This window comes from uncultured Psychrobacter sp. (assembly GCF_947500265.1).
Taxonomy (GTDB): domain Bacteria; phylum Pseudomonadota; class Gammaproteobacteria; order Pseudomonadales; family Moraxellaceae; genus Psychrobacter.
This window is the reverse complement of sequence record NZ_CANMRN010000012.1, coordinates 20,889-42,857: the sequence shown is the minus strand read 5'-3', so window position 1 is coordinate 42,857 and position 21,969 is coordinate 20,889. Positions and strand designations below refer to the sequence as shown.

21 protein-coding genes are annotated in these 21,969 nt (G+C 43.2%); 11 read left to right on the top strand and 10 right to left on the bottom strand.

Annotated elements, in window-relative coordinates; all coding sequences use genetic code 11:
- The first annotated feature begins 149 nt into the window (after nt 1-149).
- The 3 genes from fadA (at nt 150) to Q0788_RS13360 (ending at nt 3,053) form a co-directional block, all read left to right on the top strand.
- Nucleotides 150-1,322 (top strand): acetyl-CoA C-acyltransferase FadA, encoded by a 1,173-nt coding sequence (gene fadA / locus Q0788_RS13370; RefSeq protein WP_057761795.1) that lies wholly within the window; start codon nt 150-152, stop codon nt 1,320-1,322.
- A gap of 285 nt (nt 1,323-1,607) precedes the next feature.
- Entirely contained in the window at nt 1,608-2,183 is a 576-nt protein-coding gene (locus Q0788_RS13365; protein ID WP_101205330.1) for an isochorismatase family protein, read from the top strand.
- 240 nt (nt 2,184-2,423) lie between these two features.
- Nucleotides 2,424-3,053 carry an HD family hydrolase gene (locus Q0788_RS13360; protein WP_298811496.1) on the top strand — a complete coding sequence of 210 codons (630 nt, stop codon included), beginning with the start codon at nt 2,424-2,426 and terminating at the stop codon, nt 3,051-3,053.
- Between the two features lie 93 nt (nt 3,054-3,146).
- Here Q0788_RS13360 and asd read toward each other — a convergent pair whose 3' ends face one another.
- A complete protein-coding gene (asd, locus tag Q0788_RS13355; RefSeq protein WP_298811493.1) occupies nt 3,147-3,983 on the bottom strand; it encodes an archaetidylserine decarboxylase in 837 nt (278 codons plus the stop codon).
- Nucleotides 3,984-4,257: 274 nt separating this feature from the next.
- Here asd and dtd point away from each other — a divergent pair, with 274 nt between their 5' ends.
- The 3 genes from dtd (at nt 4,258) to phoR (ending at nt 6,677) form a co-directional block, all read left to right on the top strand.
- Nucleotides 4,258-4,710, top strand: coding sequence for a D-aminoacyl-tRNA deacylase (gene dtd, locus Q0788_RS13350; RefSeq protein ID WP_298811491.1), 453 nt, complete (start codon nt 4,258-4,260; stop codon nt 4,708-4,710).
- Nucleotides 4,711-4,822: 112 nt separating this feature from the next.
- Nucleotides 4,823-5,527 (top strand): phosphate regulon transcriptional regulator PhoB, encoded by a 705-nt coding sequence (gene phoB, locus Q0788_RS13345; RefSeq protein ID WP_057761786.1) that lies wholly within the window; start codon nt 4,823-4,825, stop codon nt 5,525-5,527.
- Between the two features lie 58 nt (nt 5,528-5,585).
- Complete coding sequence (gene phoR, locus Q0788_RS13340) at nt 5,586-6,677, top strand: phosphate regulon sensor histidine kinase PhoR (protein WP_298811489.1); 1,092 nt, start codon at nt 5,586-5,588, stop codon at nt 6,675-6,677.
- 107 nt (nt 6,678-6,784) lie between these two features.
- Here the strand turns inward: phoR and Q0788_RS13335 are convergent, their stop codons facing one another.
- Complete coding sequence (locus tag Q0788_RS13335) at nt 6,785-7,375, bottom strand: M23 family metallopeptidase (RefSeq protein ID WP_298811486.1); 591 nt, start codon at nt 7,373-7,375, stop codon at nt 6,785-6,787.
- A gap of 197 nt (nt 7,376-7,572) precedes the next feature.
- On the opposite strand from Q0788_RS13335, the gene Q0788_RS13330 reads away from it, so the two are divergent.
- On the top strand, nt 7,573-8,295 hold the full coding sequence (locus Q0788_RS13330) for a DUF3820 family protein (RefSeq protein WP_298811484.1): 723 nt from the start codon (nt 7,573-7,575) through the stop codon (nt 8,293-8,295).
- A 48-nt stretch (nt 8,296-8,343) separates the two neighbouring features.
- Here the strand turns inward: Q0788_RS13330 and Q0788_RS13325 are convergent, their stop codons facing one another.
- Nucleotides 8,344-9,231, bottom strand: coding sequence for an alpha/beta fold hydrolase (locus Q0788_RS13325; protein ID WP_367179727.1), 888 nt, complete (start codon nt 9,229-9,231; stop codon nt 8,344-8,346).
- A gap of 381 nt (nt 9,232-9,612) precedes the next feature.
- Between Q0788_RS13325 and Q0788_RS13320 the strand changes: the two genes are divergently transcribed.
- The gene (locus Q0788_RS13320; RefSeq protein WP_057761780.1) at nt 9,613-10,296 is read left to right on the top strand and encodes a TIGR00730 family Rossman fold protein; all 684 of its coding nucleotides are present in this window, start codon (nt 9,613-9,615) and stop codon (nt 10,294-10,296) included.
- Nucleotides 10,297-10,427: 131 nt separating this feature from the next.
- On the opposite strand, the gene Q0788_RS13315 is transcribed toward Q0788_RS13320, so the two are convergent.
- Entirely contained in the window at nt 10,428-12,047 is a 1,620-nt protein-coding gene (locus Q0788_RS13315; RefSeq protein WP_298811479.1) for an FAD-dependent oxidoreductase, read from the bottom strand.
- Nucleotides 12,048-12,607: 560 nt separating this feature from the next.
- Between Q0788_RS13315 and Q0788_RS13310 the strand changes: the two genes are divergently transcribed.
- Nucleotides 12,608-13,042, top strand: a complete 435-nt coding sequence (locus tag Q0788_RS13310; RefSeq protein WP_101205338.1) for a hypothetical protein — start codon at nt 12,608-12,610, stop codon at nt 13,040-13,042.
- 122 nt (nt 13,043-13,164) lie between these two features.
- Here Q0788_RS13310 and Q0788_RS13305 read toward each other — a convergent pair whose 3' ends face one another.
- Together Q0788_RS13305 and Q0788_RS13300 are read right to left on the bottom strand one after the other, a co-directional pair.
- Nucleotides 13,165-14,256 carry a GNAT family N-acetyltransferase gene (locus Q0788_RS13305; protein WP_298811477.1) on the bottom strand — a complete coding sequence of 364 codons (1,092 nt, stop codon included), beginning with the start codon at nt 14,254-14,256 and terminating at the stop codon, nt 13,165-13,167.
- Between the two features lie 233 nt (nt 14,257-14,489).
- A complete protein-coding gene (locus Q0788_RS13300) occupies nt 14,490-15,089 on the bottom strand; it encodes a YceI family protein (RefSeq protein ID WP_298811475.1) in 600 nt (199 codons plus the stop codon).
- Between the two features lie 503 nt (nt 15,090-15,592).
- Between Q0788_RS13300 and Q0788_RS13295 the strand changes: the two genes are divergently transcribed.
- Complete coding sequence (locus Q0788_RS13295) at nt 15,593-15,871, top strand: type B 50S ribosomal protein L31 (protein WP_057761772.1); 279 nt, start codon at nt 15,593-15,595, stop codon at nt 15,869-15,871.
- Between the two features lie 111 nt (nt 15,872-15,982).
- Here Q0788_RS13295 and Q0788_RS13290 read toward each other — a convergent pair whose 3' ends face one another.
- The 4 genes from Q0788_RS13290 to Q0788_RS13275 all read right to left on the bottom strand — a co-directional run bounded on the left by Q0788_RS13290 (nt 15,983) and on the right by Q0788_RS13275 (nt 20,640).
- On the bottom strand, nt 15,983-16,843 hold the full coding sequence (locus Q0788_RS13290; protein WP_298811473.1) for an SGNH/GDSL hydrolase family protein: 861 nt from the start codon (nt 16,841-16,843) through the stop codon (nt 15,983-15,985).
- Nucleotides 16,837-18,234, bottom strand: coding sequence for a nicotinate phosphoribosyltransferase (locus Q0788_RS13285; protein WP_298811471.1), 1,398 nt, complete (start codon nt 18,232-18,234; stop codon nt 16,837-16,839). Before Q0788_RS13285 ends, Q0788_RS13290 begins: the two co-directional genes overlap by 7 nt.
- Before the next feature lie 209 nt (nt 18,235-18,443).
- Nucleotides 18,444-19,511: a bifunctional nicotinamide-nucleotide adenylyltransferase/Nudix hydroxylase gene (locus Q0788_RS13280; RefSeq protein ID WP_298811468.1), complete on the bottom strand. Its 1,068-nt coding sequence runs from the start codon at nt 19,509-19,511 to the stop codon at nt 18,444-18,446.
- Nucleotides 19,512-19,650: 139 nt separating this feature from the next.
- Complete coding sequence (locus Q0788_RS13275) at nt 19,651-20,640, bottom strand: alpha/beta hydrolase (RefSeq protein WP_298811466.1); 990 nt, start codon at nt 20,638-20,640, stop codon at nt 19,651-19,653.
- Between the two features lie 583 nt (nt 20,641-21,223).
- Here Q0788_RS13275 and nfuA point away from each other — a divergent pair.
- Nucleotides 21,224-21,907 (top strand): Fe-S biogenesis protein NfuA, encoded by a 684-nt coding sequence (gene nfuA, locus Q0788_RS13270; protein WP_298811464.1) that lies wholly within the window; start codon nt 21,224-21,226, stop codon nt 21,905-21,907.
- Nucleotides 21,908-21,969 lie beyond the last annotated feature (62 nt).

Below are 21,969 nucleotides of genomic sequence, written 5' to 3'. Positions count from 1 at the left end.
CGAACGTACGATTATAGTTGGTTCAGTTTAATGCTAGTACGAGTAAATCAAGCGCAAATGTACCTATTTTACTTTGAGCGGGGTTAACAAGGTAATAGTCGTAAATTGGGCTGACTACACTGACAATAAAAATTGAAAAGGAATATGGTATGACAACTTTAAGTCCAAAAGATGTGGTCATCGTAGATGGCGTACGCTCGGCAATGGGCAAGACCAAAAACGGTATGTTCCGTCATGTACGTGCTGATAGCATGTCAGCGGAACTAGTACGTGCGCTAGTAGAACGTAATGACTTTGACACCAATGATATTGAAGACATTATCTGGGGTTGCGTAAACCAGACGCTAGAGCAAGGCTTGAACATCGGTCGTAACATCGGTTTGCTAGCTGGTATCCCAAAGACTGCTGGTGGCCAAACGGTTAACCGTCTATGTGGTTCTTCTATGCAGGCGCTACATACTGCTGCTGCACAAATCATGACCAACCAAGGTGATGTATTCATCATCGGTGGTGTTGAGCACATGGGTCACGTCGGCATGATGCACGGTGTTGATTTGAATCCTGCTGCTTCTAAGCATTATGCAAAAGCGTCAAACATGATGGGCTTGACTGCTGAAATGCTAGGCCGTATGAACAACATCACGCGCGAAGAGCAAGACGCGTTTGGTCTTGAGTCACATCGCCGTGCATGGGCTGCAACTACTGAAGGTCGTTTCGACAATGAAATCATCGGTATCGAAGGTCATGATGCTGCTGGTCGTTTGCAACTATGTACGGTTGATGAAGTGATTCGTCCAGACGCAACGATGGAGCAAATGCAAAAGCTACGTCCAGCGTTTGATCCAAAAGGCGGTACAGTAACAGCGGCAACCTCATCTGCATTATCTGACGGTGCGTCAGCAATGCTAGTGATGAGCGCACAAAAAGCCAAAGATCTAGGTCTAAAGCCACGTGCCCGTATCCGTAGTATGGCTGTTGCTGGTTGTGATGCCGCTATCATGGGTTATGGTCCTGTACCTGCCACCCAAAAAGCATTGAAGCGTGCTGGCATGAGCATCGATGATATGCAAACCATCGAGCTAAACGAAGCATTTGCTGCTCAAGGTCTATCGGTATTAAAAGGTCTGAACCTATCTGATAAGCAAGACATCGTTAACATCAACGGTGGTGCCATTGCTCTAGGTCATCCACTAGGATGTTCAGGTGCTCGTATCACAGTGACATTGCTAAACGCAATGGAGCAATCAGATACTGAAATCGGTCTAGCGACCATGTGTATTGGTCTTGGTCAAGGTATCGCTACTATCATTGAGCGTGTTTAATCTTATTTATATAAACAAGATTATTTGAACACTCAATAAGTAGCTACTCGCTAATAAAAAACCTCTAGTCATAACGGCTAGAGGTTTTTTTATGGGTAAAACTGATGTTTGGTAAGCTAATAAAACACGGAGTCGAAAAACACAGTATTACGGCGATTAAAAATTATCTCCATTGACGCATTCATGAAACTATGACTAAATAAGAGAAAGATGAACCATGGCACTGTTTATGATAATTCTAAAATAGTTTTTAGTTGCAACTGTCAGCCGTACAAGGAGTGTACTATGTCTACTATGATTAATGATCGCACCTATCGAATCGCTCGTGAGAATACCCAAGCAATGATTGTTGATGTGCAAGAGCGCTTAACGCCGCATATCTATGATCACGAAAATATCGTCAAAAAAACCGTTACCTTGATTAAAGGGCTGCAAGCGCTCAATATTCCAATTATGCTCAATGAACAATATAAAAAAGGATTGGGCGATACCTTGCCAGAGCTGCGCGACGTACTCGAAGGAGACAATGCCAAGAGCTTTGAAAAGGTCACCTTTAGTGCCTGCGATAATAATGATTCATGGCACCATCTAGCGCAGCAGAACCGTAGTACTGTGTTGCTTTTTGGTGCTGAAGCGCATGTCTGTATCATGCAAACGGCACTAGATTTATTGGACAATGGTATGCAGCCTGTCATTATTGGAGATGCGGTGGGTTCTCGTTTTCCTTATGATAAAAAGCAAGCAATTCGCCGTATTCGCCGTGCGGGCGGGGTAATCAGCACTGTCGAATCAATCTTATTTGAGCTGTGCCGCAGCAGTGAAGATCCTGCATTTAAAACCATTATCAATTTGATCAAGTAGGTGGCTAATATCTAGGTGCTTAAAGACTTGGATAAATAGGGAATCAATTTAACTATTTATCTTCTAACTTATAATAGATAGCGCTTGGTAAAATAAGCGCTATTTTTTTGATAACGGTAATAGTCTTTTAACCATTGCTAGATATCAAACTAACTATAATACCTTGAGCAATGAAACTTAAAATCGCCAGAACTCATAAGCATTAAAAAACCAATAATTAGAGAAAACCAGAGAAAAACAATGTCGCAAGCCAGCTCTATATCACTCACTCATTCCGAATCTACTTCACATATCGATATCGACGATGTCACTCATTTCTTATTGGAGTTAGATGCGCTCAAACGCGTGAATCGCCGCAGCTATGTGACACAGACTACTCGCAAAGAAAACTCTGCCGAACACTCTTGGCATTTAGCGATGGCCTGTTGGTCGATTGCTGAATTATTTGCGTTAGATGTCAATCATGAAAAATTGCTGAAGATGGCACTGGTTCATGATTTGGGTGAGATTGATGCTGGAGATACTTTTTTGTATGCCGATACGCGTACTGATGCACACGTCGAAGAGCGTGCAGGCATTGCCAGATTGCAACGTGAGCGAGGCAATGGTATTAGTGATTTAAGCGAGGTTTGGGAAGCGCAGGAAACAGGAAATAGCAAAGAGAGTCAGTTACTCAGAGTGGTCGATCGCTTATTGCCGTTTTTACTCAATCTAAATACCAAAGGTAAAACGTGGATTGAGCTTGGCGTTACGCGATCGCAGGTGACGTGTGCGCATGCATTTATCAAAGACAGCTTTCCTCCTATCCATGATTGGCTCTCACATAATATTGCATACGCAACTCAGCAAGGCTGGCTGATTGATGCGTAAATCTGCACAAGTAGCAGGCATAAAAAAGCCCAATTAAGCATTATGATTCACGCTTAACTGGGCTGATATTTTCAGTACTCTTATACAGGCGTGTTATTGAGCATTTGCCATTCCTAGCAACTGACCCATTTGCACGACGCTGTTGGCTTGCATACTATCTAGCCAGTCAGCCTTTGCTGCTTTTGGTAATACTACGATAGCCGTTGAGCCTAGATAGAAGCGTCCAAGCTCTTCGCCTGCTGCAAACTGCATGTCATGATCGGACTCGAATATGTCGTTAGTACGAGCAATCTTGCCAGTGGCAACAGTTTCAATACCAGCGACGATCATAGCGCCAACCATCACAACAGCTGCTTTGCCATATTTGGTATCAAACATACAGACCAGACGCTCATTACGTGCAAACAAGTCCGGCACGTTAGCCGCCGTAGTATTGTTGACCGAAAACAGGGTGCCAGGTACATAGCGAGTCTTGGTCAATGTGCCAGTAAACGGCATATGCACACGGTGATAGTTGCTAGGCGCTAAGTAGATAGTCGCAAAACTACCATCAGCGAAATAACTGCCATCTTCACTATCAGCAAGCAATTGGCCGACATCATAGTGACGCCCTTTAGCTTGTAGTAGTTTATGGTCTTCGATTTGTCCTAGCTGAGAGATAATACCGTCCGCAGGGCTCACGATACCATTTGCAGTGGCGTCGATAGTACGAGCGTCTTCTTTTAACTCGCGGGTAAAAAAGTCATTAAAACTCTCATAAGCGTTTAGGCTTTGGCGTTCGTACTCGTCTAAGCTGATATTATAAGCTTTGGCAAAGCTACGGATAAAGGTGCGTTTGACATAAGGGTGGCGACTGGCGGCCAAACGTCCAGCGACTTTACTGAGCTTTTGCTGCGGCACAAGCTGTTGTAAGGTGGTAAATACATTCATAATAAGGCTACCAAAATAAGGTGTAATGTAATAGGGGCGTGTTGGAAATTCGACCATGGCACTGACAGTGGCTAAAATTGCGCCATACTACGTTGTAAATCTAGATAAGGCATGAGCATTATCGTCGTTTTACGCCTTGTCTGGAACAGTTTTAGCGATCCGCAGTACCTATTTGTGAATATCAAACACGCCCTAATAATAGTTAAGTTAATGACGGTATTTTATCATGGACAGCATATTATTGTATGGCCATAATCTGTTAAGGAATTAGTAAATGAAAGCACTCATACAACGGGTGAAGCAGGCTAGTGTGGTCGTCGATCAGCAGTGTATCGGCGAGATTGAGCATGGAGTATTGGCATATATTGGCTTAGGGCATGAAGACGATTTCGCTGCTGCCCAGCGTATGATTGACAAAATACTGACCTATCGCATTTTTGAAAATGATGATGATCCGGCCAAATTTGGTAAACTGGATAAAAACGTTCAGCAGGTCGGTGGTGGGCTATTATTGGTCTCGCAATTTACCTTGATGGCAAAAACAGACAAAGGTCGCCGACCAGACTTCGGTGGTGCGATGGCACCTGCTGCGGCGCAAGCGCTATTTGAACAACTGGTCGATTATGCCAAAACTAAGTATCCAAATGTGGCAACTGGTCAGTTTGGTGCGGATATGCAAGTGTCGAGCGTCAATGATGGGCCGCTCAATTTTTTACTAGAAACCTGATTTTAGAGTGTCATCAAGCTGTCATAATTAATCCGTTTAATAGGTAGAGACTGGTGAGTATATATCGCCTTTTTACATGCTAGATTTTGTCCTCTAACACCGAGAATGTCCTATGTATAATGAGCAAATTTTGATTGTTGAAGATGAGCCTGCGATTCGTGAAATGGTTGTCATGACGCTAGAGATGGCTGGGTTTGATAGCTTGCAAGCGGCTGACGTGTCAGAGGCGCATCAGCAAGTGGTCGATCATAGGCCGTCACTGATACTGTTAGACTGGATGTTGCCGGGTGACAAGAGCGGTGTGGATTTTTGTCGTATGCTTAAAAACGACGAGCTACTCTCTGAAATACCAGTCATTATGCTAACGGCAAAAAGTGAAGAAGACAGTAAGGTGCATGGTCTAGATGCAGGCGCAGATGATTATATGACCAAGCCTTTTTCGACTCGTGAACTGATTTCTAGAATCAAAGCCGTACTACGCCGCAGTAGCGCGATGAGTAGCGACAAACCTATCGAAATTGGGCAGTTAAGTTTAGATACTAAGAGTCAGCGCGTGACAGCTGCCGGTAAAATCGTTGATGTTGGGCCCACAGAGTATCGCCTATTGGCATTTTTTATGAGTCACCCTGAGCGCGCCTATACACGAACGCAGCTGCTCGATCAGGTATGGGGCGGCAATGTATACATCGAAGACCGAACCATCGATGTGCATATTAAACGTCTACGTAAATTACTGCGACCTTATGACTGTGATACATTGATACAGACGGTACGTGGAACAGGCTATCGATTTTCTAGCCTGATTGAGCCAAGTTAATCTTGTACAAATAATGCCGCAGCGATATAAAGGCCGCGGATAGTGGTAAGGATAAAAAATGGACAAGATAGCGCCAGCACAAAGTGAGCAATCAGCTCTATTAGAGCAAATATCTACTCAAAGCACAGCGGAGCAACTCAAAAAAATCGGCAGTGCACTACGAGCCTTGCGCGATGCAGTGATTTTGCTCAACAACAATGATGGTCTAGAATGGTGGAATCAGGCAGCACAAGACTTATTGCTGCTACAGTCAGAGGACAAAGGTCAAAATATTTTTGACTTTATCACTGTACCTGAGTTCCGCCAGTATTATGAAGGTACAACGATACCTAACGATGGCGTCCATATAGAATCATGGCGAGATCCTAGTCTCTACTTGAAGTGTGAACTGACCCCTTTCGGTGATGAAAAACTGCTGTTTGTATATGATGTGACCCGCTTGCGGCACTTAGAGCAAATGCGTCAGGATTTTGTGGCGAATGTCTCGCATGAGCTTAGGACACCGTTAACTGTGATGATGGGTTACCTAGAAAATTTCTCCGATCAGCCAGATATGCCGCCGCAATGGCGTCGTGGTTTTGAGCTGATGACGCAGCAAACAGCCCGTATGAACAGAATTGTGAACGACTTACTGCTATTGTCTAAGATTGAAATCGAAGAGTCACACGAGCTGCATTACATAGATATGACTAAGCTACTGACCAATATCTATGACGATGCACAGGCCTACAACCAAGCGTACAAACACATCATTCATTTGCATATAGATACGTATGATGGGCTGTACGGGTCAGAGATGTACTTGAATAGTGCGCTATCCAATCTAGTAATCAATGCGATCAAATATACGCCAAAGGGTGGCAATATCACTATCAGTTGGACAAGGACGTCTGATGGTTGCCGTTTCGCGGTTGAAGATGATGGGATCGGTATTGCGTCAGAGCATATCGCCCGTTTAACAGAGCGTTTCTATCGTATCGACAAAGGTCGTAGCCGTGCAACAGGTGGTACGGGGTTGGGATTAGCAATTGTAAAGCACGTATTGCACCAGCACGAAGCGCAATTGCAAATCGATTCAGTAGAAGGGGAAGGATCGACATTTAGTGTGGTATTTCCCTCAAATTACGTCAGATCCGTCACAGCCAATTAATATGATTTCTAGTCTGTATTAGCGTTGGTTTTTCGGCTTCAGTTTTGTGATTAATGCAAACTTAGGACTACTTCAGCTCGGGACAACGATATACTTTTCTGTATTCGTTAATCCTTTTGCAAAAGTGGATAAGGGTTAACCGCACTGCCATTAATATAGATACCATAATGTACATGTGTCGGTGTTCCTTTTGCATTACCGCTATCACCCACATAACCTATCACATCGCCCTGATTGACCCAGTCATTGGGGGAGATGTCAGCATAGTCCTCTAGATGAGCGTAGTAATGTCCTGCGCCACCCGGCCCTACTACCACGACTACGCGCCCACCCAAGGTGTTCTCACCAACTTTGCTTACTACGCCTTGCGTGGTCGACTGTACGGGAGTATTACGCGGCGCAAAGATGTCGATGCCTTCGTGGGAGCGGCCTTGGCTACGTGCCGCGCCCCAAGTGTCTGTCAGGTTTCGTTCTGGTAGTGGACTGGGCAAGCTGTTTTCGGTCGGCAGTTTTTGTTGCAATAGGCTCAATTGTTGCCATTTGGCAACCACAAATGACTGCGTTTGTTGACTGATACTGGGTAGTAGCTTATCGAAGACAAATAATAGTGCTAGCAATACGACAGCCTTAATCAATAGGCTTATTAAACGACTGAAAAAAGAAGGTCTGGGAGGCTGGTTATTTTCATCTGCTAGCATTGATGTCTCATATATATTTGATGTCATTTGAGATTTTATTATAAAAGCTTCGTCTAACAACGTATGTATCGCATTGTTATCTATCGTTTTTACCCCCATAGATATTCTTATGGTTAAGAATATAAACAGCAAATACAGTTTTATCTACTTAACATTTCTGCTGAGCATAGACAGTTGCTACTGATGGTTAATACTTTATGAATGATGCTTTTAAGCCTGCTGATATTTCTGCCACGCGCGAAACAGCGCTGGTTATCGATACCGAAACAGATCAGGGCAGTGATCCCAGACCTATTCAAGTTGCTACTATCAATGTAGCAACTGGTTTTGAGTGGATGAAATACTTTAACAGTGGTCGATCTATTTCACCCATTGTCATAAAGGTGCATGGTATTACCGATGATGATGTGGCTGGACTAGAACGTTTTGAGCTAGAACAGTTTGAATTACCAGAGTACTTGATTGGTCACAATGTACGTTTTGATTGGCGAGTGATTGGCAGTCCTTCTGCTAAGCTTATTTGTACGGTGAGGCTTGCGCGGGCAGCCTTTCCAGAATGGCGTGCTTACGGTCAGTCTAAGTGTGTCGAGCAGTTATTGGGCAAAGGTGAGGCGAGTGCAATGACAATTGCCGCTCATGACGCGCTTGGCGATGCTCGAATGTGCTATCTGCTGTATCAAGCATGCTGCGAGCGTCTAGAAATTGCGCCGACAGATTTTGCAGCGGCACATGCTATTTCTAATAAAGCGACTCCTGTGAACAAGATGCCGTTTGGTAAGCATAAAGGCAAGCCGATCAAGGATGTGCCTATCAGCTATGTTAAATGGATGATAGGCAATATTCATAATATGCAGCCATCGCTGTATTCGGCACTGACTAAACGCTTAAAACTGGATGAAGCAGAAAACGCAGAAAAGTAATCTGAGTTGTTACGTAGCTAATATATAAGGGGCTACATGACGATGAGCTTATGATTGATCGTGCAACCATGCCACCGCCATCTGCCATAGCTGCGGCGCTTTGATATTGGTCTTACTACTGAAATAGCGCATATGACCGATATGATTTAGTCCAAAATCCTCAGGATCTAAGAATCGCTTTTCTATGGGCATTTTTGTAAATACCCTTATCATATCGTCCATGTTTTCACTATTGGCAATATCATCATCGATAAAGCCAAGCCACAATGCTGGCATGCTGAGCTCATCGTAGAAATGTGTGTGTATGCTTTTGCCAAATGCGGTTTTGATATAGCCTGCGCCATTACACCATTCACGCCATTGACGAGCCACACCGCGTGGCAGCGGCTCACCCATACCTATTTTGTCTGACGGCGTATAGCCCAGTGTTAAATTAGTGAGTGGAATAAACGCATCCATAAAGCCCATGGCTTTGAGCTTATATGGCATGCCCATATTTTTGATACGTCCTGACGAGCAAGCGACGTTGAACACTGAGCTAATCGCCTGATAGTTGGGCATTAAGCCGATGAGCTGACCACCTGCGCTATGACCGATGAGATGGTAAGATGCATCAGGAAACTCATCTTGTAAGGCATCAAGTACAGCTGGCATGTCGTGGCGACCCCAACTGATCAAGGAAGCGCTACATTTTGCCAGATCGGTCGATAGTGACTCACCAATTCCTTCATTATCAAAGGTCAACACCCCAAAGCCGCTTTCTGCTAGGTAGGTCGCAAAATTATGATAAAAGTGACGCTTAATACCTGTGGCTGGTGCCATCATAATTGCTTTTTTTGTCACATCTTTAGGGCGATAGACCGTGGCTACCAATGCTTGGTTGCGATCGGTCATGATGCTTAATGAGTAAGTATCAATATTGCTCGCGTCATGCATATTACTTTTATTAGTGAGATTGCTATTGACCACAGAGATTGATGGCTCGGCAGTGGGAGAGGTGTTGTGATTATCCATGGGTATACCTTAGTATTTTTATTAGTAGATAATGAATATCGAGCTATGATGAACAATAAATGTGCATCTTGAAAGTGTAGTCGTTGCGTATTGATAAATCGTTGTGACTATGTGGTAGCATTGCTTATGTTAAGATAAATGCTGGCAAGACAGTTGCTCAAATATGACTTCCAAGTTTTATATAGCTTGGTTGAGTTTGTCTTATGAATCATGTGCATGACAATATAAATGATAGGTGTCGGTATGCAGCCCTCACTAATAACAAGCACTCAATAAAAACTGACAGGTAATTAAGGAAGCTATATGCAAATGAAAATTAACGATGATACTTATGACGTAATCACAAGCAAAGACATTACAAATATTGAAAAAGCAGTCGACAAGTCTGCCTTATCAATGCCGCTCGTGGCTGTGTATTGCGGTTCACGCTTGGGCAATGGTGACGTGTATGAACAAGCGGCACGCGAGCTTGGCAGTGCATTAGCAAATAATGGCATGGGGCTAGTATATGGTGGCGCTAGTATCGGTCTGATGGGCGCAGTTGCAGATGAAGTAATCAATGGCGGCGCGCAAGCAGTGGGCGTGATTCCAACCTTTATGCTCAAGCACGAAATCGCTCACGAGCAGCTGACTCGGTTGCATTTGACTGACACTATGCACACGCGTAAGACCGTCATGGCAGAGTATGCCGATGCCTTTATCACGCTACCAGGCGGGTTAGGAACATTAGAAGAAATCATGGAAATCGCTACGTGGCGTCAATTGTACCAACACGAAAAGCCAATGATCATTTTGAACATCAATGGTTTTTATGACCGTATGATTGAGCATTTGAAATATACCACTGAGCAAGGTTTTATGAAGCAGGAAGATTTAGATCGTCTAGTGGTGTGTAATACCATCAGCGAAGCGATCGATATGCTACAAACAGTAGTGACCATAGATGATGCTGTGGATACAGAGAAAATGGCAGGCAGTAATAGTTAAGCCGTATAGCTATTCATACACAGCAAATGCTTAAATATCAAAAGCTATTGCAAAAAAGGAGCAGTTAACCAAATCTCGGTGATCTGCTCCTTTATTATATGTATTAACAACCTATCAGAGAATCATGCCTATTAGGCATCAGCAGGCGTGAGATCATCCAATGCTACTTCACGAATACTGTGATTAACATGAGCCATAGCGATTGGGAATCCACGCTGCTCAGCGAGCTCACGTGCAACCTCATCGACAGCGAGGCTATCGTTATGGACAAGGTACGACCATTCATGAGCATAGCGACTACGATTCAGAGGTGTATCGTTTTCTATCAAACCTAGATCTGTCAGCTCATTAACGATTTGATCAGCGGCAATCAAGGTCGAAGATGCTTTGACGTTTTCTGCACGGGCATAGCGCATATTAGAGTATAAACTCACGTCAGCGACTCGAAGCGTATCATCTTGTCCAGGAATCTGCTGTCCACCGTATAGCGCGTTACCAACAGTACGTGCGCTGTTGAATGTCGGTACAAACTCAGCCACATATTCAATTGCTTGCTGGCTACGCGCTTGTAGAGGCGCTTTATCCCAACCATCTTCAATATAGTGCACATATTGCTGTGGCAGTTTGGGCTGCGCACTGTCTTCACTCGATGCAACAAGACCATCATCAAACAAAGTAATGGCTTTACTCATACCGTGAATCTGAAAATATCCGCCAGGGTAGGGAGTAAGCTGCGCCATGCCTTCTGGCGTACCTCGTTGACCATAAACGATAATCTCTGGTATCTGTCCACCAGCATCGCCCCAATGGGTCACATAAGACGATTTGAACTCGACCATACGTGTGACTTCGACACCAACCATATCGTCGATGACACCCGTACGGAATCCACAAGCATTGACTAGGTAATCAACTTCAATAGACTCAGGCTGAGAGGCGTGTTCTTGACTATGAATCTGTTGATAGTCAATACGCCATTTGGTGACATGATGGTCAGCGTTGGTACAATTTTCACAATCTACTGGTACGACTTTTTGCACAGCAGTTTCGGTAAATACATGCGCATTGTCGTACTCTTCAAGTGCAAGCTTGGCAGAAGCGGCTAGACGAAAAATGTTCCAGCCATATTCTTGAACGACAATTAACGGAAATTTAACCTTGTTTAAATCTAAGTATCTAGCAACTGGAATCATCCACTCATCAACCGCACTTGGTACAGCGACTTGCTCACGTTCAGACAGCTCAATCAATTGCTCACGGCTATAAAGCTGATAATAATCTTCAGGCTCGCCCAATACTTTATTATTAGCATCTTGCTCAATCAGTTCTTGATAAGCATCAGTCAGAATATCTAAACGCGGCAGTAAGTCTTCAGGCAATCCTTCGTCACGTGTCGGTACGGCAAACACAGTAGGACGAACGTCAATAGTGTGCGGATATAAACGCAAAATATCGATACATTGCTTAAGCAGCGCTACGCAATCCTCGTCCGGTATTTCACGGTACAAGTTACCTCCTGCATGCAAATGACACATAGGTGGTCCATCAATGAGGGATTTTTTCTTCTCAAATAAGTAGGTCTCTAATCCTAATGCAGCAAGTCGAATCGCAATCGTTGATCCCGCAGTACCGCCGCCCAAAATGCCAACACGCTTTTTAGGTTGATCTTTTTGTGCCTCGTAAGATAACACCTCAGAATGAGCTTCACGATTAAAGGATTGAGCGTAGTTTTTATCAAAAGACTGAGTCATTGTCGTCGTTGTATCCTTAATAGCATCTGTATTAGGCCGTGCTCGGTATATTTATTCAATGTTCTATATTTCTTGATATGCGTGCGAAGGTAATTAAGTTCAACACACAAATCTGAACTTCAATAGTCATCTTTTCTATTGTTTAGCCATTCTTCATCTCTATAGGTTTATTTTACGAAGAACTACAGACAATATGATGGGAAATACGTAAGAAGATGCATGAGTTTTGTCAACGAGTCGCTATATGTGTGAAGTTTTTCAGATGAATGAGTCTGTCTAAAAATAGAGTAAACGAGAGAGGTGGCAAACTTGTGAAATCGAAAATAAGCTCGTTTTATTGTTTTGTAAAATTCGACCACTTTTGTAAGCGTGTATATTGATTATCAAGATAATATAAAACCATATGCTATATTTATTTTGCTTAACAAGAAGCGTAGGTTCTGTTTTGATGACTGTTCAAAACTACAAATATCAAAATGAACAATAGGGACAGTCGATATAGTAAACGACAACAAGCTTATCGCTATAAAAAATACGACTAAAATTACAAGGAAGTTATGATGAAAAATATAATGATGCTATCGGCCTTAACAGGTGTATTGGCACTAACTGGCTGTACTACTTTAAAAAACGTAGTCGGTAATGATATGTCAGGTACGCATGAAGTACAGGCAACGAGCAATAATACAGCGCCAGTCACTAGCAAGAATGGGGTGTTGGTAGATGCTACCAACCATATGACGTTATATACGTTTGATAAAGACTCTATGAACAAGTCAGATTGCGGTGCAGCTTGCCAAGTTGTGTGGCCAATTTTCAAAGCGCCTAGCGATGCTAAAGCCTCAGGTCAGTTCGCTGCATTTAAGCGTGAAGATGGCAAATATCAGTGGGCAATGAACGGTAAGCCTTTATACTTCTATGCTAACGATACAAAAGTTGGTGACAAAGACGGTGATGACAAACTTGGCGTTTGGCACGTTATCCCAAGTAAATAGTATGCGTTAGATATAAACTGAATCGAAAATGTTAAGATAAAAAAGCAGCCTATCCTCAATTATGGAGGCAGGCTGCTTTTTATTTTTTTGATGTTATTTTCTAGTACCAGGTGCAATCTGTACTATGTCACATTTGCTAAAGGCTCAATCTGAATGGTCTCTAGCACTTCCTCTTTGCTAGGATCTTTTCTGTATAAAGGAAAAAAGTCTGAGAGCAGATCACTTTCCGTGAACCAGATATCCGCCACTAACTCTGTATATTTCACTGCATTGACGACGAGTCTATAAGTCTTGAATAGTAACTCTTGCGAGCTAAAGCCTTTCTTATACTCATATAAAGAATCTAAATTGGAGCCAACACCGCCACCAAGATGTAGTACTTCATAACGGTTCTCTCGTCCCCAATTGCGAGCGACATGAGTGATAAGTTTAGAAGGTTGTAGATGTGTATAGGCGTTCAGCGTGCCGCCAAGATGGAACTGCATAATGCCTGACTCTTGGCAGAGCGTATATATAGAGGACCCGATTGGTTTATTGTCTTGATAGGCAGTTATCAGCAGTATTTTTTCTTGAAGGTTTTCAAGCAAATTAAAGAAATAATCATCATCAAAGAAGTAATAATCACTAGCCTTGACGTGTCGCATCGTCTCTTTATAAATGTCTGAAAACACCATCGCGTTCTGTCGGGTTAAGAATTCTGTTTTTGTCACGACATCCATTTTTATGGCTTTTTTGATGCCGCGGCGATGTCGATTTTGTGTTTCGCTCCAATGCTCTTCTTCTGACTTACTTAAATCAGACATCAAGGTCAGCCCGTGAGTCAGTGCTTTGCCAACTGTGGGTATCCATTCTTTATTAATAATCGGATGCAACCGCATAAACAAAGACACGCAGCCTCTCTCGCAAAGAAAAGCTCTTATCTCATCTAGTACGACGTCTAACTCGGCATCAGTGAGGGTTTTGTCCATCAACGGGCCACCGTAACCATAAGTGGAAGTAGCATCCCAGTGCTCTGAGTCAATTTGTCTAATTATGATGGGTAACAATACTTCCTTGTTCTTATAGTGAGCGATGATGCCTTGAGGCTTGCCCTTGTCGATAACAGCTGAGGCCGCAATCCAACCAGATAAGTGGTATATATCAAAATGATGATTTGATACCTTCTTATCCCACTCAGCATCTATCGCTATGTAATCAACTTGTACTGTATCCACGTTGCTGCTCCCTCAGTGTTGCGTTATATATTCGTAAATCCGTATATATGAATATAACAACAAAGTATGAAGCCTTCAAGTATATAAAAACCTTTTATGTAAAATAATGAATATACGTGATAAGAGCGTAGAAGAATCTGTAGGAAATAAAAAAGCAGCCTGCCTCTATAAGCGAGGGTAGGGCTGCCTTTCTTGTTTTTGTAGAAAGCCGTTAGAGAGCTATAAGCTTACTGTTATTTCTTTTCTACTAGCTCGCCATCGATTTGAATAGGGACGTTGGTCGTGATACCGTCAGCGTAAGCGGTCATACCATAAGCGGCGCGATCAAGGGTACCAGTGGCACGGAAACCAACGACTGGCTCTTTGGTGAGAGGGCTATTAGCGATTTTGTTCAACGTGACATCTAAGGTTAGTGGTTTGGTTTGACCAAGCAAAGTAAAGTCACCCGTTACTTTAGCCTGCTGCGGATTGATGAATTTGACCTGAGTAGACTTAAAAGTCATGGTTGGATACTTTGCAACATTAAAAAACTCATCTGTCTTTAAGTGTTTGTCACGAGCATCCCAATTGGTATCGATACTGTCAGTCGCAATGGTAAAGTTCATGCTGGTTTTATCGGGTGCTTTGATATCGTAATTCACTATACCTTTGACATCATTGAAGTGACCCATGGTGGTTGAAAACCCTAAGTGACTGACAGAAAATCCAACGCGAGTATGGGAGTCATCTAGCTGCCATTGGGTCGGTAGAGCGGCGCTTGCTATGGTAGTAACTGCTAATGCTGAGCCAATAAATAGTGCTTTGGTGGCCGTGCTTATTTTAGTATTTATCATTAAATGATCCTTATTTAATCTAATTGAGTTGTGGGTGATTGAGAAGTAAATGAGTTGGTAAAAGTTATGGTAAGAGTGAGTATGTATCGCGTAGCTGTACCCCTTGAGTATACTATATATGATTAAAAGCTAAGGTTATATTTAGTTAGATTATCTACAACAGTATTTACTATTGATTAATTTAACTAACTTTATTACTGTACTAAAACCAATCATCTATCTCAATACTCTCGAGCTTTCAGTGACAACTTATCACATATCTCTATCACAACTGCTCCTTGCGTCTTACGTCAAAAACCGTTAAAATCGCGGTTTAATTTTCCCGCTGGGGAAAGGCTAAGCGAACAGAAGGGTGGTGTTGGGTGCTGGAATAAGCCAGTGACGCAGTTGCCATACTTGTAATGTCCTTAGTGCCTCAGTTACGTATGTCATTATTTGTTTGATACATCATCGATGATGCTGTATTTAGACGTCGTACATACATCGGACCTAGAGAGTATATTATGCGTAAAGATATCCATCCTAATTACCAAGAAGTTTTATTCCACGACACTAACGCTGACGTGTTCTTTTTGACTCGCTCAACTGCTAAGACTAAAGCGACTCGTGAATACGAAGGTAAAGAATACCCATACTACCCACTTGATATCTCAAGTGCGTCGCATCCATTCTATACTGGTGAGCAACGTAAAACTTCTACTGAAGGTCGTGTTGCAAGCTTCAACAAACGCTTTGGCGCATTTGGTGGCCGTAGCAAGAAAGCTGCAGACGCTGCTGAATAATTTGCACTTATGGTGTAAATGTATTTCGCTAAGCAATAAAAAACCGCTGATTATTCAGCGGTTTTTTTTGGTTTAATTTTCTATGATCTAAAAATTAGGCTATCAAGCTATTTAGCGCTCAAACTCAGTAGTAGATAAGTCCAATATTTGAATAGAATCTAGTAACTGAATAATAGTTTCTACGATCTGCTGTGCCCAATAGCCGTACATCAGACTGCTAGGATGAAATCCATCACTGGCAAACATCACATTGATATCGATAGCCGAGCCATTTGCATGCTCTTCTAGCATCCGTGTAAAATCGGTTGCCATATAGGTAACACCAGCATGAGCCGCACAGACCTGCTGCAATATCCCATCCAGTACCGATGCTTTTGCACCTACAAAGTTATTGAGCGGAGCAGGGATTGCAGGCATTTGCGCCATTGGTGGCAAACTTAAAAAAACCAATTCTCGTACGCCAAATTTGCGCTGTGCAATATTGATGATGTCTTCAATTTGCTGTTGCCATTTATGCACAGAGACATTGGACGTCGTGTCATTGACCCCTACGCTTAGCAACATCACATCGATAGACTGCTCAGGAGCCGGTAGGACATATAACCTGCGTAGAATATCAAAGCTAGTATGACCTGTTGTCGCTTGCAATGACCAATTGAGTCGAGCAAAGTTTGCTTGGATAGCTTTGTTTTGCTCAAGTATCGGGATGAGCTTACCGACCAACGCTTCTTGCTGCGTTTGGCTACCCACGCCTGCTGCTGCTGAATCGCCAACGATCATGAGGTTAAATGTCTTAGCGTCTTGCATAGGTAATTCATTGTTCGCTTGAGGCAGCTCAATCATGCCGTGCCTTTCGCCGTGTGGTTCAGGCAAGCGAACCGTATCACGTTTGATTTTTCGACCTTGGTAAAGGTAGACAGGGGCTAGTAAAACGTCCTTTGCGACCGATGTCAGCTTACTAGTATCTACCATCCTGCACGTTCCCTGATAGTCGTAAGACTGTCTTCAATTAACAACTCACCATCGACGTAGACATCGCGCAATAAATTGTCAGTCGGGTCGCTCATCTCATTTTCTTTTATGGTTGTTAGCTGGCCGCTGTCATCTTTGACCAGTGCCAATCGTCCTTTTTTTGAGCGTTTTGAGCGGCTGGTGACAGGATCTTTATAAATATCCTTCCATGCGCCATCGATAGAGATAGCGCTAGATTTCATCGCCCAACTCATAGTGTCGCGGTTGACTTGCTGCAATAGACCACCGCCCATACCAAACGTCACGTTTTCTATGCTAAAGCCTGCTTTGATGACCACATCAATAATTTTACTTAAGCTTTGCGAGCTAATGCCATCACCTTGGATGATGCGTACGTAGTCAGGTAGCACTTTATAGCCTTTGCTGTTTACGGTCGTACCGAACTTCACTGCCAAGCGTTCTAACGCTTCACGGACGACTTTGGTAGGTTCGCCGCTGTCTGGACGAATGACCAAAGTGCCGCCCATATTTTTGACTTCGTCTTTTAAGGCATCGCCCCAGATATTGTCGATGGCATTCCATAAATCATAACTATCTGAAACGACCGAAAAGGCTTTGTCTTCGCCGCCAAACTGCTCGATCATATTATGAAAAGCAGCAGTCTCGCCATCACGTCCCCAAGCTGTCATCGTACTGTGCTCAGCCGCTGGAATAGAGAATGCCGGCATATCATCACCCATCTGATACCAGCGACTGGCAGCAATAAGCGCTGTCATCGAGTCAGTACCAGCAAAGTTGACTAAATGAGCTAAGCTACCAAGTGCAACCGTTTCTTGGCTCGATGCACCGCGCGCGCCAAAGTCATGCAAGCGAAAAGGTAGCGACTCTGTATTGTCCGCTGATTTTTCTAACGCTTGACGGATAATGTCTTTGCAATAGTGGGAAACACTCGCGACCGTGGATGGATACCAAATCGCACGCAATAGCGCTGTTTCGATATAGCTGGGTAGCCAGTAAAACTCAGGATCGGTATTGATCACTTGGCAGACTACATTAGACACGGGCACGATACTGCCTTCGGGCACGGCTTGGATACGTAGTGGCAAGTAGCCGTCGTGTTTTTCGATTAAATGTTCCCAGCCAGCACGATTAAAGGTTAGGCCATGCGCCTGAATGACCTTTTCGGCTTCATCGATATCTTGATGAGTAATAGGCGTACTTAGGTATTCTTTGATAAAGGCTTGTAGACCAAAGAACACCACATCGTAGTCGCCCTTGCGCGCCTCAATGTAGCTTGACAGATACTCACTACCGCTCGGGTATTGCACCCAATGTGAGGTCTTATAGCTGTCGCTATTTAAGATTAAATTGTTTAGATTACTAGTATACATCACAGAACTCCTCTGCTTTGAAGTGCCGCAGCTGTCTTAATAAAAGAACAGTGGCGACGGTTGATTGCCGTCTATCGGCGTTGGTATCAAATCATTAGTGCGTTATTTAGGGATAGCTGTTTTGATAATAATTTGCTCAAGTCGCTATTAGAAAAATCTACTAAAAAGACTACTAAAGAAAGCTACTAGAAAAAACGATTAGCAGCGAGCTACAAGCCAACCATTTTAGTAATAATCGCATAGTGATCTTCAAACATCATTTTGGCATCGAGCTCAGCCAATGGTAACCAAAATGCTTTGGTCGCATCATCGCCACCTTTTACTTTTGGCAGACCTTTTGGATCGTTTTTGAGTTGAAAATAAAACGCTTGAGTAATGGTGCGACCACGCGCTGAGCGATATGGGTCATCAAAGGTATGTTGGCTATGGCAAGAGCCGCGCAATACTGGCTCAGGCACCTTGAGGCGAGTTTCTTCACGTAGCTCACGGATACAAGCATCAAACAGCGTCTCTTTTGGATTTAGAAATCCACCAGGTAGCGCCCATAGTCCGCGCCCTGGCATACTGCGTCGCTCAACCAGTAGGATATGGCCCGACTGCACAATCAATGCATCGGCAGTCATAAAGGTCGGTGGATATGGTGCTGATTCCCACTGTCTTTTATATTTATCGATAAAGTCTGCTTCTTCATGCAGCTGATGATAGTCGTCAGTTTGTTTGAATGCATCGAGGACGTTGCGCGTCGACTCAGGCGTACGCTCGGGCGTCGGCGTGGCACCCATCAGATAGCTGTCGCGAATCGGCGTGGCTGATAAGTTATGATAATTGGGCACTGACACAGAGTCCCAGTTGGGGAATAGTGATAAATAGTACGATGAGCTGTCTTTTGAATGACCAATCAAGCCAATGTCCGCCTGCAAGTCGCCAGTGACAGATTTTACGCCTGCTTGCACATACTGTAGCCAGCGGGTGTCATTATAAAGTGCGTCATCTAAGCCAACACAGTGAATGCATGCGGCTTCTTCTTCAGAGTAGGCGCCTTTAATCATTGCGGCACGCTCAGCGACGCTAAATGGATTGCGTAAGCTACGTGGCAAGTTGGCTGAGCCAATGAGCATAATCACTTCGTCTGAGCGTTTTAATGCCTCATCGATGACGGCTTTGTGCCCAGCATGAAACGGCTGAAAGCGTCCGATAAAGACTAGATAACGATAGTGTTTACTGCTTTTTTGATCTAGGTTCTGCTTATCTGACTGTTGCTCTGATAATTCACTCATAGACGCCAACTTCCTACGACTTATTTTTATTGATTAAAAATTAATGACGCTAATACTGACACAGCCTATGACTTTCTGACAAGTATAAAGATGTTTAGGGGTGTGTCATTACCGAAACCGTCCAATCGACACATATGCTTTAACGGGCATGCTTCTCTATCCATGCCGTTACCGTTGGCCAAATCTCTGTGGCTGCGTTACGACTGATCATGATGCGACTGTGCGTATAGTCATCTAAATCGCCGTTACTAAGCGAGTATTCTCGAAAGACATTGGTTGAATTGTTAAAGCCATCAAAAAACAAACGACAGCCACGAGTAGGGGAGATGAAGGTATCGCCTTTTGCACTGATAGAATAAACAGGGATCGTGATTTGAGCCATATGATGACGATAATCGATAAAGTCATCACCAGTATTTTTCTGCTGGTTAATGCTTTCGTTCATTTCGTCTATATTCGCTCTACCTTTATCAAAATGAGCCTTTTTTAAAAAGCTACTTTTAAAGTTTTTACACAAATTCCAATCGTACCACTGGCTCATCGTATAGTAGCTTTCGTTAAAAGGGCCTACCTTTAATTGCTTAGCGGGTATAAAGCCGACCAATCGCGTAAACACCTTGGCTGTAAGGATTTTTGCGTAGCTAGTCGAGTCTTGCGCCGCCCCAAAAGCTTGGCAGGCAAACATACTGATGCTATTAACCTTATCGATATAGCTTGGGTTTTGGACGAGAAACATGGTCAAGCCAACACCGCCACCACTATGAGTAACGCAGTGCAGGTTATTGAGCTTTAATTCTTCAAAGAAATAGCGAAAAGTCGCTTCATAGTCGTAAGTGGCGACAGTCTCAAAGTTGAATTTTTCTTTCGGTAGCGAGCTATCACCATGCCCGCGCCATTCCATGATGTAGCAATGATGACCAAGCCCTGCAAAATATTCAGCGATTTTGAGACAAGTTTGCTTGTCAGAAAATGTACCATGCGTCAAAAATATGTTTTGCGGTGTGATGTCATGTAGGCTGTTTTCTGATGTGTTAGCTATCGTATCTTTGTCTGAATTATCAACTACTTTCCAAACGGCAATTTTCTCATCATCCTTGGTAGTTACTAGGTGCAACGTCCGTGTCATCATAAAATGATCCTATCCAAAAAATACGTAATCTTTATACAAGTCGATATTTATACAAGCTGATATTTATACTAGACAATTAAAAGCTACCATGCTCATAACACTAATGCATAAAATTATTCAAATTAACAATACTACGTCAAAACCAGATGACTTGCTCGGACTAGATGTGAACGGTATGGCATATCGAAAACGCTGAGTGCGCTTGATAAATGGTACCGCTGTCTTTATATAGAGAATAACTTGGCAGCCAACATAGTCATTCAGCATGTTTATCTGTCATGGTTTAAATATGAAGTTACTTTACCACCTGTTAGCATCATTAAAAAAACCAATGACAACCATTTACAACGGTCACTATTCAATTCACAGTAGCGTGGTCGGAATTGATGCTTGATTCAGGTATAATGACTGCTATAGACGGATTAAACTTTATACTCATGTCGACCAATGTCATACAATAATAAATACCAATCATTGTCAGTCTGCATGCCCTATATAAATCGTAAACATTTTAAAAATCCAAATTCACGACACAGTAGCCATAATAGATATAGCGTTTGTGTCATAACGCATAGGAAACATTATGAGTGAGCGAAACCAAGCTGATAACCAACTAGACCAAACTGCTGGCTATGAATCAGCCCTAGATACCGAGCAAGTCGAAGCGAAAAGTAACATTACTATCACTGAGTCAGCTCAAGGCTACTTGGCAGATTTGTTGTCTAAGCAAGATACCGATGGTATCGGTGTGCGTATCTTCGTTGAGCATCCTGGTACGCCGCGTGCAGAGTGTTGCATGGCTTATAACCAGCCGGGCGAAGAAGACAGCGCCGATTTGCGTTTTACGTATGAAAACTTCTCTGCCTTTATTGAGGCGGCGTCAGTACCTTATCTAGAAGACGCGGTCATCGATTATAATAAAGACCGTTTCGGTGGTCAGCTGACTTTCCGCGCACCAAACTCTAAAGTGCCTAAAGTGGGCGCTGATGCTAGTGTCGAAGAGCGTATCAACTATGTATTGCAGTCAGAGATTAACCCTGGCTTGGCAGCACATGGCGGTGACGTACAGTTACTTGAACTGATTGATGAAGAAGGTATTGGTTTAACCGCTGTATTGAAGTTTGGCGGTGGTTGCCAAGGGTGTTCAGCGGTTGATATGACTTTACGCCAAGGCGTTGAAGTACAGTTGAAACAGCAAATTCCAGAATTGACCCAAGTGGTTGACGAGACTGACCATACTCGTACAGAGAATGCTTACTACAAATAAAAATAAAAGTGGATAAAAGCAAAGTGGCTGCTATAAAGGTGGCCATTATCTTTAGTATAGAT